A 17,494-nucleotide genomic window follows, 5' to 3' on the forward strand; every position below is an offset into this window, starting at 1 on the left:
TAGCCCGTGAGATTATAAATCTCGTAATTATTTCTAATGATTTAATAAAAGGGAATTGTTTTGTACTTCAAAAGATCTTTATTAGCGTTAGCGATTTGTGCATCCGTGGTCTCAGTAGAGGCGGTGGCGAATACCAGAGCCAATGATATGGCTTCTTCTGCTACACCTGCTTCTGTTGGTCACCGTCCTGTGGTAACCAAGGATACAAAAAAAATAGAAGTGTCTGGGGAACTGACGACCGGTTCAACCCTCCAGATAGCGGATGTTTTTATTGAGGATGAGGATGGAGATCCCTTATCGCTGGATAAAATGAATAATGCCGACGATATTAAATGGTACCTGGTGGATAATGAGGCTGCCGATCCTTCTGGAACTCCGGAGGCAACCGGGACGGCTTTTACCATTCCTGCTGATGCAGGCGGTAAAAAAATTAAAATCGTTTACCGGATTAAGACGGCAACGGGGACGCCGGATAGTGCATTCTTGCCTGCCACTGTCTTATTAACTTCTGCATCTTCTGGGGTGGGCGGCGACTCCGCCGCAGACGGTACGATTTCTAATAAGCTACGTTCTGTCACTATCAAAGTCGTGAACGAAAACAACAAGCCAACTCCAGAACTCAACGGTACCAATGACGCCAACACTCCAGTGGTAGGCGGCACCCTTGAAGCGGTACTGGAATGTGCCGCCACAGCGGCGGCTGAGTGTGAGGTCAGTAATTATAACTTTACCTGGCAGATGGCGGATGCCGGGACACCAGATAAGTTCACCGATCTGAATAATACCAACGCTGAAAAGCATAAATATATTATTAAGGGAACTGAGCAGAATAAACTGTTCCGTGTCCACGTTACGCCTAAAACGACGAAAGCCACGCCGGAGAATAAACGCGCTATCCGTCGCTGATGGTTATCGCCAAATAAACATCTTATTTAAATACTCCCTCTGCCAGGCAGGGGGATATAGCAGGAGACAATACAGTGGTTTTTTCTAAAAAACCCATTACTAAATATATAACCTGGGCCATTGTTACCAGTCAGATTCCACTGCCGGTCATCGCTGATAGCGATAATGAAATTCAATCGTGGATTGCGGGGACGGCATCGTCTATTTCTCCGCATCTGCAGGAGGGGACGCTGGAGGATTATGCCAAAGGAAAAATAAAGGCGTTACCAGGGCAAGCCGCTAATCATCTGGTGAACGAGGGGATAAAGAGCGCTTTTCCGGAGATTATTTTCCGTGGTGGCGTCAATCTTGAAGATGGCGCGAAATATCGCTCATCAGAGTTCGATATGTTTATTCCCGTCCAGGAAACAACATCGTCTTTACTCTTTGGTCAGCTTGGCTTTCGCGACCACGACAACAGCAGTTTCGATGGCCGCACCTATGTTAACGTTGGTATGGGTTACCGCCAGGAGGTCAATGGATGGCTGCTCGGCGTCAATACGTTTCTGGATGCCGACATCCGTTATTCCCACTTGCGTGGCGGCATTGGCGGGGAAGTCTATAAAGACAGTCTGGCCTTTTCCGGCAACTATTATTTCCCTCTCACCGGCTGGAAAATGTCAGCAGCGCATGAATTACATGATGAGCGTCCGGCATATGGCTTTGATCTGCGAACAAAAGGCACGCTCCCCGATTTTCCCTGGTTCAGTGGAGAGCTGACATATGAACAGTATTACGGGGATAAAGTTGATCTATTGGGTAACGGTACATTAAGCCGGAATCCCCGCGCCGCAGGTGCGGCTCTGGTCTGGAATCCTGTCCCCTTGCTTGAGGTCAGAACAGGATATCGGGACGCCGGTAACGGCGGATCGCAGGCAGAGGGCGGTCTGAGAGTCAACTATTCCTTCGGTACGCCGTTACATGAACAGCTTGATTACCGCAACGTTGGGGCGCCGTCGAATACGACTAATCGGCGTGCCTTTGTCGATCGTAATTACGATATCGTCATGGCGTATCGGGAGCAGGCCAGTAAAATCCGCATTACGGCAATGCCGGTGTCAGGCCTGTCCGGGACGCTAGTGACATTAATGGCGACGGTAGATAGCCGTTACCCGATTGAGAAAGTTGAGTGGTCGGGTGATGCGGAGCTTCTCGCCGGACTTCAGCTTCAGGGGAGTTTGGGCAGCGGCCTTATCCTTCCTCAACTTCCGCTGACGGCGACCGACGGTCAGGAGTATAGCCTTTATTTAACGGTGACTGACAGCCGGGGTACTCGCGTGACCTCCGAGCGTATCCCGGCAAGGGTGACACAGGATGAGACCAGTTTCCGTTCATGGATAAATGTTATCAATGACGATGTTCAGGTTGAGGACGGCAACTTTGTTATCAGTACGCCGCTTCCTGCCGGAGAAGAGGGGAAGGTTATTGAGTGGCACTACGTGCGCGAGCGTTCTGGAGAGGAGTGGGCGTCGCTCAAACCACGTCATATTAAGTATCAATCAGATATGCCGGGTCTGGCATTTAAAGCGCTCGGTGGTACAGAGCGTGACGGCCATTGGGTTGAACGGGTTCTGGTGACCCATATCGGCGATGATGCCCACTCGCTCAAATTACATATTGAAGCAAGCGGGCCAGACGATAAACATCCGGTGAAGGGTACCGTACTACTACAAGCGCAGTCAGACAGTATTGCGCAGAAGGTCACTTCTGTGGAGGTGCTTTTTACGCCGGGTACTGAAGAAGCCAACGGAAGCGTTACTGCGCCAGTCGTCGGAACAGAAATGCGAGCCAGAACGCTTTGTGTAAATAACACGGACTGTACTGATGCGTTTAATTATCAGTGGGAAATCTCGGATGAAATGAAATCCTGGCAATCCGTACCGGGGGCGACAAAAGCCACCTGGCTTCTTCCTTATAGTCTTAATGGGGAATCGCTTCAGAATAAATATATCCGGGTCAGAATTATTTCTGATAAAGAAAATGCCAAGAGTTCTACCGCAGCATCTGATGCGAATTAATGTTTTAAAAAGGATCAACAGTGCGTATGTCGAAACATAATCTTATTATCTATAGCCTGCTTCTGGCGGCTGTGCCGATAAGCGTCTTGGCGGATTCGTCGACAACGTCCGCGGCAACCGTCGGGATGTTTTCTCCACCTACGGCGCCGAGCGTTGGGCACAGGCCTGGTTCGCCGTTGAGTGATTATGGGTTGGAATTGAATGGGTATTATGGATATTTTGAATCATATATACCTATACCAGGCATGCTTTTAAAAGCAAGAATGGTTGGGAGAGCCAGTGATCTTGATACTGAAAAATATCAAGCTAATGAAACGGCTACCACAGTATGTACGTATTATCGCGTTGAGAAAGATGACTCACAGCATGAGCTTTTACGTGAAAAACCGTGTAAATATGAAATTGTTATCAGCGAGGATAATGTAGGTTCGAAGATAAGAATTGAGCATTATAACGAAACAGATATGGTCTCAGCACCAGGATATACGCCTGTGCCGATGGTTTCTGAACTCCATTCTATTGAAACAAAACGTATAGTTAAATTGAGTAAAGATTTATCTGTCATTAGTGCAGATAAATCTTTACTGATGCCAGGAGAGAGTGCTGTTGTGAAAATTATTGTTAAAGATATAAATAATAACCCCATATCTAATCTCAATCTCCAGTGTGGGCATTTTCCAATAGGAAGTTGGAATAGTCGATGCGATATCAAAGCCGGGGGTAATCCCGGAGAGTATCTTCAGACGGTAACTTATAATGGTGGTTCAAATGGAGAGTTGAAATTGACATATAAATATTTTGGGGAATTGATTAAAGATAAATTTACTATCTCCGGGACAATAAAAAAGTAGAGTAAAAACAGCAATGAATAATGGGTTGGCTTTTATTTCACTGCTCTTATTATGGATGTTAACTTGGTTCTTTAGTAGATTGCTAAATAATTATTATGGCTAAAATAATACAAACGTTAAAAGGAGAAGTTTTTATGACACCAGCAACAACACAGGATTATATCTCATTGGGTCAGGAACACGCTGTCACCTTTGGCAAAACGCAGCTGACCCTCAAACCCGGTATACTGGCTGAAGGCGAACCATTACCCTGCACAAAGGGGCTGGTGAGCCATAATTTATTACCGGGTTACTGTATCCCGGGGATAAAAAAGCGGATTATTGTCGTCCCGTCACTGGATACGCCGGTTTGTGAATGGCAGGTAAAAGACTATAGTGACCGCCTTAAATCAGCGGGTAGCCACTCAAACCGGGCGGTATATGTGCTGAGTATGGATACGCCATTTGCTCAGGCCCGTTTTATTCGGGAACATGATATTCATCCCGGCATAACCTTTGTTTCTGACTACGCTTGCCGCCAGTTTTTGGATAATTCCGGGCTGAAAATTAATGAGCTCAGTATTTTTGCCAGAGCGTTGATAGAGTGCGATGAAAATAATGTGGTTACGCGTGTTATTGTACCACGAGATATCACTCATCTTCCTGTTTACTAATCACTTATATCAGCACCGTCCCTGCACAGAGAACCGAATAACCGGCAATGCAGGGGCGCAGGCATCCTCCTGTAGTGCCCCCACATTTAACACATATACTATTGCATCACGCATAAGGAACTGAAAATGATGCCAGCGGATGGGGCAGGTTAACGTTATGGCACCCCTGAATTTCTGCAATAATCGTCTGGTAACCGGAAAGCCACTTATGACTTTGTGATTTGGCCTGCTGGTGCTGTAAATTATTTATCAATAGTTCCATTGATTCGCGGGTCTGCCAGTAATAATTATTAACCATTCTTCCGCTGGCGGCATCGGTATAGCTTTCCATCCCAATATAGCCATCAATAGACTGCGTATAGCGCTCAATCCAGCCATCCAGTTGATAAAACTCTTCGTCGTACTCTTTTTTTTCGAAAATAAAACTTGTCAGAAACAGCGACATGGTATTTCTCCTGTTACGCAATATCAATCAAACACCTATCAACGTGGATTCAAAACGTAAACCTGGCATCATTTTTTCAAGGCCGTCAGTCAGCATGTTTCCTGCCGCGTACAATTCATCAACCGGCATTTCCGGCAAGCTTTCAAGGATAAACCACATCGTTTTATCTGAAGCGCTTAGTCGGGTACGTACTCCCTGACGCCAGTTCCAGCGCCGACAGGTGACGCCTCTGTCATCGCGCCAGATAACTTCGCCCGGTTCTGGCGACTCGGTGGCGGGTTGTCCTTCTTTCAGGGTATCAAATGTTTCACTACCGTCTGCGAAAACCAGCCGCGGCGATCCACAATAAGCCGCACTATTTTCGCCGCCTACCGGTACGGCATAGCGCAGGCTCACCGCGTTATAAAGATCAACGACCGGGTCCAGCGACGCCATTGTTCCATCCTTCAACACGCGTTTTCGTAGCGCTTCAGCCGAGCAGGGGGTGCGCTTTGGTTTTGCGCCGAATGCTTTAAACACTGCATTCCAGGCGTCTATATGCGCCTGTGCCCACGCCGGTTGGCCGTTAATTACGGCCTGACAGGCCTCTTTTAGCGCGATTTCTCCGACCTGCGCATCGCGAATCGGAGCGGCAATAACATTAATACTTAATGCACGAAAGCCGGGAGCGATACGGGCCAGTTCCGGGCTGATTGACGGTAACATAGAAGACATCGCATAATCCTGTAATGACTATTTTCTTCTATGATATCGACCAATGACCAAAAAAGTCAACTTATCGACCACGGCGGGCGCCGACGTCAGCACAATAAATGCAGCTGTTTCCCAACGTATCAAACAATTTCGTAGCCAAAAAAAGATATCGCTGGATGAGCTTGCGCGGCGTTCCGGCGTCAGTAAAGGAATGCTGGTGGAAATTGAAGGCTGTAAAGCCAATCCAAGCATTGCGCTGTTATGTAAGATCGCGGCGGCAATGGGAGTGTCCGTGGCGGATTTTGTCAACGTCGCCAGCGAGCCGATGGTCCATCTTATCGACCGGGATGCTATTCCGGTGTTGTGGCGCGGCGAGAAAGGCGGCAGCGCAAAACTGATGGCGGGAACCAGCGGGCCGGATATGCTGGAACTCTGGCAATGGATAATGCATCCTGGTGAACAGTTTGAATCGGCAGGGCATCCGGCAGACACCTGTGAATTACTGTTTGTTAATCAGGGAACACTGACATTAACAGTCAATGGTAGACGCTTTATTATTCGGGAGGGCTGCTCCGCTGTAGCCAGAACCGACATGCCTCATGCCTACGTTAACGACACTAATGAGGTGCTTGAATTTACCATGACGGTGAATGAAAAGAGCCGTTGATCACCGTAAGGCGCTAACAACCGTCATCCGGACAGGGAAGCCTCGGTGCCCGATAAGCGTTATCGGGCACCGGCTATCTTTTATTTTGTCGCAGGCGCGGCCTCCGGGTCATCGATATAGAGCGTCTGGCTTGGGAAGGCGAAGTCAGCGCCGTTTTCCTGGACAATCGCAATAATTTTCAGGTAAACATCCTGCTGTACGGCAAGCCATTCCTGCCATACTGTTGTTTTGGTAAAGCAATACACCATAATATTCAGCGAAGAGTCGGCGAATTCATTAAAATAGACCAACAGCGTCTGTTTCTGATCGATATCTCTGTGCGCCTGCAGCATGTTTCTGATAGCGTCAACAATGAGGCCAATTTTGTCGGCATCTTCGTAACGTAATCCAATAACCGTTTTTATTCGACGGTTGGTCATCCGTCCCGGATTCTCAACGCTAATGGATGAAAAGACGGAATTAGGCACGTACAACGGGCGGTGGTCGAATGTGTTAATTCGCGTAATTCGCCAGCCGATTTCGGCGACCGTACCTTCGATATTTCTGTCAGGAGAACGAATCCAGTCTCCGATACTGAAGGGGCGATCGAAATAGAGCATAATACCGGAGAAAAAATTGCTCAGGACATCTTTGCCCGCCATACCAACAGCGATACCGCCGATACCGCCAAAGGTCAGCAGACCGGACAGACTCATGCCAAAATGTTCGCCATACAGTAAGACAATCGCGACAATAATGGTTATTTTTATGACCCGTGCCAGAATACGGGTACTGGTGACATCTCTACCTTTATTGACCTGTGCTTTTTCAAATTGGTTAATAATCAGGAAAAGTTTTATCGTCAGAATAAGCGCAATGAGCGAGGTGCAGATAAAATCAATGACCCCGGAAGAGATAAAACGCAAATTATAATCTTCAATAGCATTATTCAGGATGCTCCCGATGGTTCCAATAATAATCGCGTAAATAAAAAACTGTGCCGCATGGAACGTGAATCCTTTCTTCCACTGTACGTTACGGCTGAGCCAAAATCTCACGACCAGCAACGCCATACCGCAACTGAAAAGTATCGCCAGATTAAATGCGTTTTTGAGAAAAAATTCAGTGAACATTATTGTTTTCCGCTCCTTCCTACGATAACAGCTCAGAATGACCTGATTAACAGGTATTTTACCCAGGATAAACGCGTAGATCATCGATAAGTAAAAAGAAGAAATAGTGCTATCAGCTTTAATCTCAGCGGTTTACTTTTTATGTAAATACAATGTCACGTTTTATGGAGCAGACATCGCGTGATTGTCATGGTATTGTTGCTATCAGGTAACAAAGTCATCTGTAAAGGACAATACTATGATCATGATGAAGCTGAAATCGGCGAAGGGGAAAAAATTTCTGTTATGCCTGCTGGCAGTGTTTATCGTTGCGGCATCGGTGGTAACGCGCGCGACTATCGGCGGTGTGATTGAGCAATATCATATTCCACTGTCCGAGTGGACAAGCTCTATGTATGCCATTCAGTCGGCAATGATTTTCGTTTACAGTCTGGTGTTCACTATTCTGCTGGCGATTCCTTTGGGGATCTATTTCCTCGGCGGAGATGAGTAACAGGAATGAGGTGTTGGCCGGATGGCAGCGCCATCCGGCAGGACGGAAGAGGGATTAATCGTCCTCGTCGTCCAGTTCCACCGGTGTTTGATACTCATCAGGCTTAATGACTAACAGGTCGCAGCGCAGATGGTCAATGACCTGTTCGGCCGTGTTCCCCAGAAACGCGGCTGAGAGTCCGGTACGTCCAACGGTGCCAAGCACAACGATCCCCGCCTGGAGATGTTCGGCAAGATCCGGGATAACTTCTTCAGGCAAGCCTTTTTCTACATGCGTAACTTTTTCATCGATGCTGAATTTCTGGCGCAGCGCTTTCATCGCCAGTAAATGCTGGCCTCTGATGGCGTCGTTATACACGCTGGGATCAAATTCCGGCAGCTCAATGGCGATATTGATTGGCGTAACGGGGTAGGCGCCGACCAGGTGTACTTCGGTATGATTAACCTGCTCCGCCAATTGTAAGGTCTCTTTTACCAGCTTTTCGTTGAGAGCATTGTGATAAGGCTCTTCGCTTGCCAGGTTCACGGCGACCAGGGCTTTGCCGCCCTCTGGCCACGGCTGATCTTTGACCATCCACACGGGGCTTGGGCATTTACGCAGCAAATGCCAGTCGGTAGGGGTAAAAATGACCGCTTCCAGTCGATCGTGCTGATGCGCCATTTTCAACACCAGATCGTGACTGCCGGCGATAACCTCCTGGATGATGGCCTCAAAGGGACGATTGTGCCAGACCACTTTAATTTCAATGGGGACACCGGCTTCAAGATAATATTTCGCCTGCTCACGTATCCAGGCTGTGCGTTGACTTATTACGCCCTGACGCATTGCGGTGCGTTCGTCAGGAGAAAGCAGGGTGGTCATCTCATACGAGAAATCGTAAATAGGCAGGAAAGCTTTAATTTTGCCGCCAATCCGTTGATGCAAATAAACTGCTCGCCGTAATGCGGGTTGGTCGTCCTGATTGGGATCGATGACCACCAGCATATTTTGATACATAGCCATACAGGGTCTCCTTACAACTGTCATCGCAGTTTGTAACTAAAGAGTAACTCAAATATGGTGAATGAAACAGAGGAAGCGCTTCTGCCAGATCAATAAATGAGAAAAATTTAACGATATGGCAGAAGATAACATCAATGGTTTAGCTGACGTTTAAGCGACGTTGCGGGTATGACCGGCGAGGGCCGCCAGCGCATCGCTGTTTTCAATAGTAATATACTTACCTTTCACCGCCAGCATACCGCTTTTCTGGAAACGCCCCAGCAGACGGCTAATGGTTTCGACCGTTAAGCCAAGATAGTTGCCGATATCGCCACGGGTCATCGTCAGGCGGAATTCACGCGGTGAAAAACCACGCTGCGCAAAGCGGCGGGACAGGTTGTAAATAAACGCAGCCAGACGTTCTTCGGCGTTTTTCTTCGACAATAACAGGATCATATCCTGATCGCCTTTAATTTCACCGCTCATCAGACGCATCATTTGCTGACGCAGGTTAGGCATTTTGCCGGACAGGTCATCCAGTGTCTCAAAGGGTATTTCACATACCATTGAGGTTTCCAGCGCCTGTGCAAAGCTCGGATGATGACCGCTGCCAATGGCGTCAAAACCCACCAGGTCGCCTGCTAAATGGAATCCAGTAATCTGCTCATCGCCTTGCTCGGTAATGGTGTAGCTCTTAATCGTTCCGGAGCGGATAGCATAGAGCGATTTCAATTCATCACCTGCTTTAAACAGAGTTTGCCCTTTCTGAATGGGCTTTTTGCGCTCGATGATATTATCAAGCTGATCAAGCTCATGCTCGTTAAGTGTGAACGGGATGCAAAGCTGGCTGATACTGCAATCCTGGCAATGGATAGCACAACCGCCAGACTGAATGCGCCGTATAATTCGCTTTTCCGGGATCATAGGTCTGCTCAAGCCGTAATTGATATTTGTCAATTTTAACATCTTTTTGGTGAGCGCGTAAGTCTGAGCTATCCCGGAGAAGGAATAATTCAAGTATAAGTTTGATGAATACTTTTATCTATTTGAAAACACGTAATTTATTTGTTGTTGCTTTACATAAAAGTGTGACCGATAAGGCACTTTTTGCCTGTATATTCATAATAAAAGATAGCCTTCATGGCGTAATAGCCACTCTTTTCGCTGCACGCCGCCTGCGTATCCGGTCAGAGTGCCGTTACGCCCAATGACGCGATGGCATGGAACAACAATACTGATGGGGTTAGCGCCATTCGCAGCACCGACTGCGCGTGCGGCGCCCGGTCGTCCCAGTTGCGCCGCCAGCTGACCATAGTGCATCACCTGCCCGCAGGGGATAGCGCGCAACGCCTGCCATACTTCTCGTTGAAAAGGTGTGCCCCCCGTGGCGGTTTCCAGGGTATCAATTACGGCGAGATTGCCTGCAAAATAATCTGCAAGCTTATCGCTGAGTCCACCGGGGTTAGTCGCAGAAACGCGTTCATAGCCTTCGTGACGGTAGTGGATATTGAGCAGTTGCTCCATACGATCGCGGTACTGTTCCCACTCAATGGCCCGCAGTCGAAACTGCTCATCGCAAACCACCCATAACGGACCTAATGGCGTGGCTATCTTCTCTTCAAGTAATCTCAGCATCCGTTCTCTCACATCGTCTTAATCTAACGTAAGAGACAAGATATCATGCCAGGAATACCCGCAACCATACTCCTTAAAAGATAGTCAGGGATAACACATTTAGCGCCAGTAATATCGTTGGCGGAGAAAAAGGGAGCCGGGCGAGGCGGTTAATTGCCTGACATTGTCGCTGTTATTGGAAATAACTGTAAACCGTTGTCGGTATAACAGGGCACGGTTATGATAACGGCAGTCGCAAAAACGCTGGAGGATGAACCATGAACCTTGACGATAAAGCGCTGTTTCTTGACGCCATGGAGGATGTCCAGCCGCTGAAACGCCATACTGATGTACACTGGCAGCCAACGCGTAATCTTAAAACGCCCCAGCGTATCGACACGCTTCAGCTTGATAATTTCCTGACGACGGGCTTTCTGGATATTCTGCCGCTGAATGAACCGCTGGAATTTCGTCGGGAAGGATTGCAGCAGGGGGTCATCGACAAGTTACGCAGTGGGAAATACCCTCAGCAGGCCAGCCTCAATTTGTTACGCCAGCCGGTCGAAACGTGCCGAAAAATGCTGTTTCGTTTTATCCTGGAGGCGCAGAAAGAGGGGTTGCGTAATGTCCTGATCATTCATGGTAAAGGGCGAGAGGCGAAGTCGCATGCCAATATCGTCCGAAGCTATGTGGCCCGCTGGTTGACAGAGTTTGAGGATGTACAGGCTTATTGTTCGGCGCTGCCGCATCATGGCGGCGGCGGGGCATGTTATGTCGCGTTACGTAAAACGGTGCAGGCTAAACAGGATAACTGGGAGCGCCATGCGAAGCGTAGTCGGTAAATCGTTGCCGCTGGCGGACAGGACCGCCAGCGCAAGCTCGCGCGAACCCGATTTTATGCCTGATGCTCAGGATTCTGCAAGAGAACGGGCGATAACGCTGTCCGCGGTAATAACACGGAGAAACAGTCATTCGCTTATTTAAGCGTCTATTAAAATATACTGGCTTTCGACTTAACTATTAAGCAGAAAATGGTGATAAGTACATCACTTGTCAATATGGATGGATGAATATCCTGGCATAGCGAATATAGGTGATTTTATCTGTTGCACTAAGGGAAATGACGATGGTCTGGTATTGAATATGGAGAATGTCAAAGAAACGAATGGCAATAGCTATCTGAAATGCTATAAAAATAAAACCTGTCTCCTATCCTGGCTGTAGGCCATCAAAAATGTTAAGAAATATCAGCGTCAGGACATGCATTATTCTATTCATGGTATGTACGTTTCTTTTGGTGGATACTTTACAAATAACCTTTCTGCACGATCTCCCTATTTTAATTACGTGTAATATCATTTATCTGATCTCGACATTACTGCTTTGGTGGTATATGACCTGCTATCTGGTAGTGCCGATTAATACCGTGAAGAAAAGTATTGAAGAGGTCGCAGCAGGAAACTTGTCTATTCATATCTCCGAATTTGGCAATAATTGCGCCGGGCGACTCATCCCCGGGATTAATAGCCTGTCGGAGAATATTTCCGCGCTGGTACGTGAAATCAGATCCTCTTCGCAAACGGCAATGACCCTTTCCGAACAACTGGCGGCGCGCAGTATGTCGCTATCCGTAAAGACGGAACAGCAGTCGGCCTCGTTAATTCAAACTGCCGCCAGTATGGATGAAATGGCGGCGAGTACCAAAAACAATGCGGATAATACCCGAATGGCGAGCATACAGGCGGATTGTGCAACCCAATGCGCCCGTAAAGGCGGTGAATTAATGGTACGGGTTACAGAAAATATGCGTTCTATTACCGACTGTGCCTCGCAGATGACGGAGATTATTTCATTGATTGACGGTATCGCATTCCAGACTAATATTCTGGCGCTTAACGCGGCAGTAGAGGCTGCGCGGGCGGGCGATCATGGAAAAGGTTTCTCCGTGGTGGCCGGGGAAGTGCGTAACCTGGCGCATCGTAGCGCCGAGGCGGCAAAAAGTATCAAGGCGCTGATCGACGTTACGCATGACAATGTGCGGCAGGGGGCCGCCATAGTGCAGGAGGCTGAAAAAAATATGCAGGAGATTGTTGGCGGCTCCGGGCAATTAAACGTGCTGATGAGTGAAATTTCCACCACCACGCGGGAGCAGGAAAAAGGCATTAACCAGATAACCCTGGCGTTGAGCGATCTGGAAAGCGCAACCCATAGCAATGTTTTAATGGTTGAAGCGTTATCTGCTTCTTCGGATGTTTTAAAGGCGCAGGTGATCGAGCTACAGACTAAAACCGACAAATTTCGTTTAAGCCTGCCGGGTTACAGTGAACATGCTCTGTCGCGCTCTCATGTATCACCTCTTTCGACCATCACCAGGCGCGGCCAGGCCTGATAATACATGTTTGGTAAGCGCCTGTTGCTAAGGCACTTTTTTCGCACGTTCCCGTCATTCTTTTTGCGCAATGAGAAAATGAGAGATTGCTTAACCTTTTCCGAAAGCTAGACTAACGGCATAAGAGTTGTAACGAGGAGGCGCTGTGGAAGCCATTAAGGGATCGGATGTGAACGTGCCGGATGCCGTTTTCGCATGGCTACTGGATGGTCGTGGTGGAGTAAAACCGCTCGAAGATAATGATGTGATCGATAGTCAGCATCCCTGTTGGCTACATCTTAATTATACCCACCCGGACAGCGCCCGCTGGTTAGCTTCAACGCCTTTACTCCCCAATAACGTGCGTGATGCGCTGGCTGGTGAAAGCTCGCGCCCGCGCGTAAGTCGTATGGGGGAAGGGACGCTCATTACGCTGCGCTGTATTAATGGCAGTACTGACGAACGCCCGGATCAATTAGTGGCAATGCGTTTATATATGGACGAACGATTCATTGTGTCTACCCGTCAGCGAAAGGTTCTGGCGCTCGACGATGTGGTCAGTGATTTGCAGGAGGGCACCGGGCCCGTAGATTGCGGCGGCTGGTTAGTGGATGTGTGCGATGCGTTAACCGATCACGCCAGTGAATTTATTGAAGAGCTACACGATAAAATTATCGATCTGGAAGATAATCTTCTCGACCAGCAAATCCCACCGCGCGGTTTCCTCGCATTGCTACGTAAGCAGCTAATTGTTATGCGTCGCTATATGGCGCCGCAGCGCGACGTCTATGCCCGGCTTGCGAGTGAACGGCTGCCGTGGATGAGCGACGATCACCGGCGCAGAATGCAGGATATCGCCGACAGGCTGGGAAGGGGGTTGGATGAAATTGACGCTTGTATCGCGCGTACTGGCATCATGGCGGATGAAATTGCCCAGGTGATGCAGGAGTCTCTGGCGCGCAGAACTTATACCATGTCGCTTATGGCGATGGTTTTTCTGCCCAGCACCTTTTTAACAGGGTTATTTGGCGTTAACCTGGGCGGCATTCCTGGCGGCGGATGGCGGTTCGGCTTTTCTCTGTTTTGTATTCTGTTAGTTGTCCTGATCGGTGGTGTTACTTTATGGTTGCATCGCAGTAAATGGTTGTAACAAAAGCGCTTTTCAGACCATTTCGGGTGAAAAAACGCCGAGAAATTTGAGCGAAGTCAATAAACCATCTACCTATTCGGGGCAATATCTCTCTCGCAGGTGAATGCAACGTCAAGCGATGGGCGTTGCGCTCCATATTGTCTTACTTCCTTTTTTGAATTACTGCATAGCACAATTGATTCGTACGACGCCGACTTAGATTAGTCGGCTTTTTTTTGCCTGTAGACTATCTGCGTCTACCCTTTAAGAGTCTGAATGACATTCTGGAGGGTAATATGAGCTGTCTTTTGACCTTATTATATCTACACTCGTCCTTGTCGGACCCGATTCCCACTGACCCTGTTCCCATTCCTGAGCCGCTTCCCCGTCCTCAGCCGATGCCCGACCCGCCGCCGGACGAAGAACCGATTAAAATGTCGCATCAAGCGCCCGGATCTGCGAGGATACGCGCCTGCTGACTATGAGTCGTTACCGCGAGAGTAAATTGTGACCGCTTTTTCAACCCTGAATGCTTTGCCCGCCGCCCATCTCAATAACCTTACTGAGCTGGGCTATCTTGAGATGACGCCTGTTCAGGCCGCAGCATTACCCGTCATTCTGGCGGGAAATGATGTGCGTGTGCAGGCCAGGACCGGTAGCGGCAAAACGGCGGCGTTTGGTCTTGGGCTCTTGCATCGAATTGACGTCACTCTGTTCCAGACACAGGCGTTAGTGCTGTGTCCGACGCGGGAGCTGGCGGATCAGGTAGCCGGGGAGTTACGTCGCCTGGCCCGTTTTCTGCCAAATACCAAAATTCTGACCTTGTGTGGCGGGCAACCCTTTGGCGCACAGCGCGACTCGCTTCAGCACGCTCCGCATATCATTGTCGCGACACCGGGGCGCCTGCTGGATCATTTACAAAAAGAAACCGTATCGCTGGATGCGCTGCATATTCTGGTAATGGATGAAGCAGACCGAATGCTGGACATGGGATTCAGTGACGCCATTGATGAGGTGATCCGCTTTGCGCCTGCGACGCGCCAGACGTTGTTGTTTTCAGCAACCTGGCCTGAGGCCATCGCGGCGATTAGCGGTCGTGTACAGCAGCAGCCAATACGTATTGAAATCGATACGGTAGATGCGCTACCGGCTATCGAACAACAGTTCTTCGAAACGTCTGCGCATGAAAAAATTTCGCTGCTACAAACGTTGCTTAGCCAGCATCAGCCAGCGTCCTGCGTGGTGTTTTGCAATACCAAAAAAGATTGTCAGGCCGTTTGTGATGCGCTTAATGCGGTAGGACAAAGCGCGTTGGCGCTCCACGGCGATCTGGAACAACGCGACCGCGACCAGACGTTGGTGCGTTTTGCAAATGGCAGCGCGCGCATTCTGGTTGCCACCGACGTTGCCGCGCGAGGGTTAGACATTAAATCGCTCGAACTGGTGGTTAACTATGAACTGGCCTGGGACCCGGAGGTGCATGTCCATCGTATTGGCCGTACGGCGCGCGCGGGAAGCAGCGGCCTGGCGATCAGTTTCTGCGCGCCGGAAGAGGCGCAGCGGGCGAATATTCTTTCAGAAATGCTGCAACTCAAGCTGAACTGGCTGAATGCGCCCGCCCGGCAGCCGTTACTCCCTCTGGCCGCAGAGATGGCTACCCTATGCATTGACGGCGGCAAAAAAGCGAAAATGCGTCCGGGAGATATTTTAGGCGCGCTGACCGGCGATATTGGATTAGACGGGGCGGATATTGGCAAAATTAACGTGCATCCCATGCACGTTTACGTCGCCGTACGTCAAGCAGTAGCGCAAAAAGCCTGGAAGCAGTTGCAAAACGGGAAGATCAAAGGCAAGTCATGCCGGGTACGGTTATTAAAATGATCGATAGCATGGCGTCTCAGCGGAGTGCTGAGACGCCTGCAGATTATTTCACTTCGATAACATCAAGCCGCAACGCCTCTAAGGCGGTGTCATCTTCTTCCGGCTGCCAGCCAGCGGGCTGCAAGGGAATCTCTTCACGATCGAACGCTAAATCGCCGCCGTCGACGACCTCGGAACCGTGAGTGATCCCTTTGAAATCGAACAGGTTAGTGTCACAAAGGTGAGACGGCACGACATTCTGCATGGCGCTAAACATCGTCTCGATCCGTCCAGGATAGCGTTTATCCCAGTCGCGTAGCATGTCGGCAATCACCTGGCGTTGCAGGTTGGGTTGCGAACCGCACAGATTACAAGGAATGATAGGAAAGGCTTTGGCCTCAGCAAAACGGATAATATCTTTCTCGCGGCAGTAAGCCAGCGGGCGGATCACGATATGTTTGCCGTCATCGCTCATCAGCTTCGGCGGCATCCCTTTCATTTTTCCGCCATAGAACATATTCAGAAACAGGGTTTGCAGAATATCGTCGCGATGGTGGCCCAGGGCTATTTTGGTCGCGCCCAGTTCAGTCGCCGTACGATACAGGATACCCCGGCGCAAACGCGAGCACAGCGAGCAGGTGGTTTTTCCTTCCGGAATCTTCTCTTTCACAATGCCGTAGGTGTTTTCTTCGACGATTTTATATTCTACGCCCAGCTGCTCAAGGTAGGCTGGCAGGATATGCTCCGGAAAACCTGGCTGCTTTTGATCGAGGTTGACGGCGACCAGTGAAAAATTGATCGGGGCGCTTTGCTGCAAATTACGTAAAATTTCCAGCATCGTATAGCTATCTTTGCCGCCAGAAAGGCAAACCATAATGCGATCGCCTTCTTCAATCATATTAAAATCGGCAATCGCTTCGCCAACGTTACGGCGCAGGCGCTTTTGCAACTTGTTGAGGTTGTATTGCTCTTTTTTTGTATTCTTTTGAATTTCTTGCATTATTTCAGTTCTCTGGTACTAAATGGGGCGAACTTTGCAACTACGATAACCGCGCATTCAACATCGCTACTTGTTCGTCGTTCATGTCATCAATCCACATACCGTAAATTTCATACACCATCTGCGCAGTTTCATGCCCCATTTGGCTGGCGATAAATGCCGGGTTCGCTCCTGCCGTCAACAGCCAGCAGGCAAAAGTATGTCGCGTATGGTACGGATTACGGCGACGAATGCCAGCACGTTTTAATAGAGATAGTACCTTCGGATATTGTCAACTGTATACATCATGCAGCCAGGTCCGTTAAGAAGTGACGGGCTCAACTGAAATTCAGGCGCTGCTGCGTCCTGATGATGGTACGTTTCAAGTGGTTTCGTGGAGTGAACCGGGACTGGTGTAAAATGATATTCGGCACACCCTTTTTGCTCTTTTATTGGTGATATAAAATAACGTATCAGTATTTTATTATCTAATAAGATAGTGCAGAGTGTTTAATTATCGTTGGGTAAGATCATTTTACCGTATACTATTTAAAATTTTCTTGTTTATTCTGGTGGTCGTATTGAATTAAAAATAGCCTGTATCATATGTACAGTTCAGACAAATTATTTGCGATGAGAATTGCTACCTGATATCTACACCTTATGAAGCATACCATAATTCTGGC

General features: G+C 48.7%; 17 protein-coding genes and 1 pseudogene. 10 read left to right on the forward strand and 8 right to left on the reverse strand.

What is annotated here, in order from left to right:
• Nucleotides 1-60 precede the first annotated feature (60 nt).
• The 4 genes from zirU to ACLJPQ_RS07910 all read left to right on the forward strand — a co-directional run bounded on the left by zirU (nucleotide 61) and on the right by ACLJPQ_RS07910 (nucleotide 4,467).
• Nucleotides 61-906, forward strand: a complete 846-nt coding sequence (gene zirU, locus ACLJPQ_RS07895; RefSeq protein ID WP_000273688.1) for a two-partner-like secretion system exoprotein ZirU — start codon at nucleotides 61-63, stop codon at nucleotides 904-906.
• Between the two features lie 74 nt (nucleotides 907-980).
• On the forward strand, nucleotides 981-2,963 hold the full coding sequence (zirT, locus tag ACLJPQ_RS07900; protein WP_080184731.1) for a two-partner secretion translocator ZirT: 1,983 nt from the start codon (nucleotides 981-983) through the stop codon (nucleotides 2,961-2,963).
• Nucleotides 2,964-2,989: 26 nt separating this feature from the next.
• Nucleotides 2,990-3,814 carry a ZirS family two-partner secretion-like system exoprotein gene (locus ACLJPQ_RS07905; protein WP_061372233.1) on the forward strand — a complete coding sequence of 275 codons (825 nt, stop codon included), beginning with the start codon at nucleotides 2,990-2,992 and terminating at the stop codon, nucleotides 3,812-3,814.
• Nucleotides 3,815-3,909: 95 nt separating this feature from the next.
• Nucleotides 3,910-4,467, forward strand: coding sequence for a redoxin family protein (locus ACLJPQ_RS07910; RefSeq protein WP_001062621.1), 558 nt, complete (start codon nucleotides 3,910-3,912; stop codon nucleotides 4,465-4,467).
• Nucleotides 4,468-4,573: 106 nt separating this feature from the next.
• Here ACLJPQ_RS07910 and ACLJPQ_RS07915 read toward each other — a convergent pair whose 3' ends face one another.
• Nucleotides 4,574-4,912 (reverse strand): antibiotic biosynthesis monooxygenase family protein, encoded by a 339-nt coding sequence (locus tag ACLJPQ_RS07915; RefSeq protein ID WP_000051812.1) that lies wholly within the window; start codon nucleotides 4,910-4,912, stop codon nucleotides 4,574-4,576.
• Nucleotides 4,913-4,939: 27 nt separating this feature from the next.
• On the reverse strand, nucleotides 4,940-5,626 hold the full coding sequence (locus ACLJPQ_RS07920; RefSeq protein WP_000097251.1) for a B3/4 domain-containing protein: 687 nt from the start codon (nucleotides 5,624-5,626) through the stop codon (nucleotides 4,940-4,942).
• Nucleotides 5,627-5,669: 43 nt separating this feature from the next.
• Here ACLJPQ_RS07920 and ACLJPQ_RS07925 point away from each other — a divergent pair, with 43 nt between their 5' ends.
• Nucleotides 5,670-6,272: a helix-turn-helix domain-containing protein gene (locus ACLJPQ_RS07925; protein ID WP_023202497.1), complete on the forward strand. Its 603-nt coding sequence runs from the start codon at nucleotides 5,670-5,672 to the stop codon at nucleotides 6,270-6,272.
• An 80-nt stretch (nucleotides 6,273-6,352) separates the two neighbouring features.
• Here ACLJPQ_RS07925 and ACLJPQ_RS07930 read toward each other — a convergent pair whose 3' ends face one another.
• Nucleotides 6,353-7,384 carry a mechanosensitive ion channel family protein gene (locus ACLJPQ_RS07930; protein ID WP_000493665.1) on the reverse strand — a complete coding sequence of 344 codons (1,032 nt, stop codon included), beginning with the start codon at nucleotides 7,382-7,384 and terminating at the stop codon, nucleotides 6,353-6,355.
• A gap of 238 nt (nucleotides 7,385-7,622) precedes the next feature.
• On the opposite strand from ACLJPQ_RS07930, the gene ACLJPQ_RS07935 reads away from it, so the two are divergent.
• Nucleotides 7,623-7,877 (forward strand): DUF2534 family protein, encoded by a 255-nt coding sequence (locus ACLJPQ_RS07935; protein WP_000605645.1) that lies wholly within the window; start codon nucleotides 7,623-7,625, stop codon nucleotides 7,875-7,877.
• Between the two features lie 54 nt (nucleotides 7,878-7,931).
• Here ACLJPQ_RS07935 and uspE read toward each other — a convergent pair whose 3' ends face one another.
• From uspE to ogt, 3 genes are all read right to left on the reverse strand, one after another.
• Nucleotides 7,932-8,879 (reverse strand): universal stress protein UspE, encoded by a 948-nt coding sequence (gene uspE / locus ACLJPQ_RS07940; protein WP_001262138.1) that lies wholly within the window; start codon nucleotides 8,877-8,879, stop codon nucleotides 7,932-7,934.
• A gap of 150 nt (nucleotides 8,880-9,029) precedes the next feature.
• Nucleotides 9,030-9,782: a fumarate/nitrate reduction transcriptional regulator Fnr gene (gene fnr / locus ACLJPQ_RS07945; RefSeq protein WP_000611914.1), complete on the reverse strand. Its 753-nt coding sequence runs from the start codon at nucleotides 9,780-9,782 to the stop codon at nucleotides 9,030-9,032.
• 195 nt (nucleotides 9,783-9,977) lie between these two features.
• Entirely contained in the window at nucleotides 9,978-10,493 is a 516-nt protein-coding gene (gene ogt / locus ACLJPQ_RS07950; protein WP_000945036.1) for a methylated-DNA--[protein]-cysteine S-methyltransferase, read from the reverse strand.
• Nucleotides 10,494-10,750: 257 nt separating this feature from the next.
• Here ogt and smrA point away from each other — a divergent pair, with 257 nt between their 5' ends.
• The 4 genes from smrA to dbpA all read left to right on the forward strand — a co-directional run bounded on the left by smrA (nucleotide 10,751) and on the right by dbpA (nucleotide 15,850).
• Nucleotides 10,751-11,314: a DNA endonuclease SmrA gene (gene smrA, locus ACLJPQ_RS07955; RefSeq protein ID WP_001046799.1), complete on the forward strand. Its 564-nt coding sequence runs from the start codon at nucleotides 10,751-10,753 to the stop codon at nucleotides 11,312-11,314.
• Nucleotides 11,315-11,706: 392 nt separating this feature from the next.
• Entirely contained in the window at nucleotides 11,707-12,861 is a 1,155-nt protein-coding gene (locus ACLJPQ_RS07960) for a methyl-accepting chemotaxis protein (RefSeq protein ID WP_058107847.1), read from the forward strand.
• 145 nt (nucleotides 12,862-13,006) lie between these two features.
• Nucleotides 13,007-13,990, forward strand: coding sequence for a zinc transporter ZntB (gene zntB / locus ACLJPQ_RS07965; protein WP_000387373.1), 984 nt, complete (start codon nucleotides 13,007-13,009; stop codon nucleotides 13,988-13,990).
• A 486-nt stretch (nucleotides 13,991-14,476) separates the two neighbouring features.
• Complete coding sequence (dbpA, locus tag ACLJPQ_RS07970; protein WP_080184729.1) at nucleotides 14,477-15,850, forward strand: ATP-dependent RNA helicase DbpA; 1,374 nt, start codon at nucleotides 14,477-14,479, stop codon at nucleotides 15,848-15,850.
• Between the two features lie 43 nt (nucleotides 15,851-15,893).
• Here dbpA and ttcA read toward each other — a convergent pair whose 3' ends face one another.
• Together ttcA and ACLJPQ_RS07980 are read right to left on the reverse strand one after the other, a co-directional pair.
• Nucleotides 15,894-16,829, reverse strand: a complete 936-nt coding sequence (gene ttcA, locus ACLJPQ_RS07975; protein WP_001156208.1) for a tRNA 2-thiocytidine(32) synthetase TtcA — start codon at nucleotides 16,827-16,829, stop codon at nucleotides 15,894-15,896.
• A gap of 40 nt (nucleotides 16,830-16,869) precedes the next feature.
• Nucleotides 16,870-17,076 (reverse strand): annotated as a pseudogene (locus ACLJPQ_RS07980) (tyrosine-type recombinase/integrase); the annotation flags it as partial.
• Nucleotides 17,077-17,494 lie beyond the last annotated feature (418 nt).

The sequence above is a fragment of the Salmonella sp. SAL04213 genome, assembly GCF_046550535.1.
GTDB classification, from domain to species: Bacteria; Pseudomonadota; Gammaproteobacteria; order Enterobacterales; family Enterobacteriaceae; genus Salmonella; species Salmonella enterica.

Excerpts from the sequence above, each read along its gene's own strand:
- ACLJPQ_RS07905 (WP_061372233.1), top strand. The coding sequence starts at position 2,990 with ATGTCGAAACATAATCTTATTATCTATAGCCTGCTTCTGGCGGCTGTG.
- ACLJPQ_RS07910 (WP_001062621.1), top strand. The coding sequence starts at position 3,910 with ATGGCTAAAATAATACAAACGTTAAAAGGAGAAGTTTTTATGACACCA.
- ACLJPQ_RS07915 (WP_000051812.1), bottom strand. The coding sequence starts at position 4,912 with ATGTCGCTGTTTCTGACAAGTTTTATTTTCGAAAAAAAAGAGTACGAC.
- ACLJPQ_RS07920 (WP_000097251.1), bottom strand. The coding sequence starts at position 5,626 with ATGTCTTCTATGTTACCGTCAATCAGCCCGGAACTGGCCCGTATCGCT.
- ACLJPQ_RS07925 (WP_023202497.1), top strand. The coding sequence starts at position 5,670 with ATGACCAAAAAAGTCAACTTATCGACCACGGCGGGCGCCGACGTCAGC.
- ACLJPQ_RS07930 (WP_000493665.1), bottom strand. The coding sequence starts at position 7,384 with ATGTTCACTGAATTTTTTCTCAAAAACGCATTTAATCTGGCGATACTT.
- ACLJPQ_RS07935 (WP_000605645.1), top strand. The coding sequence starts at position 7,623 with ATGATCATGATGAAGCTGAAATCGGCGAAGGGGAAAAAATTTCTGTTA.
- uspE (WP_001262138.1), bottom strand. The coding sequence starts at position 8,879 with ATGGCTATGTATCAAAATATGCTGGTGGTCATCGATCCCAATCAGGAC.
- fnr (WP_000611914.1), bottom strand. The coding sequence starts at position 9,782 with ATGATCCCGGAAAAGCGAATTATACGGCGCATTCAGTCTGGCGGTTGT.
- ogt (WP_000945036.1), bottom strand. The coding sequence starts at position 10,493 with ATGCTGAGATTACTTGAAGAGAAGATAGCCACGCCATTAGGTCCGTTA.
- smrA (WP_001046799.1), top strand. The coding sequence starts at position 10,751 with ATGAACCTTGACGATAAAGCGCTGTTTCTTGACGCCATGGAGGATGTC.
- ACLJPQ_RS07960 (WP_058107847.1), top strand. The coding sequence starts at position 11,707 with ATGTTAAGAAATATCAGCGTCAGGACATGCATTATTCTATTCATGGTA.
- ttcA (WP_001156208.1), bottom strand. The coding sequence starts at position 16,829 with ATGCAAGAAATTCAAAAGAATACAAAAAAAGAGCAATACAACCTCAAC.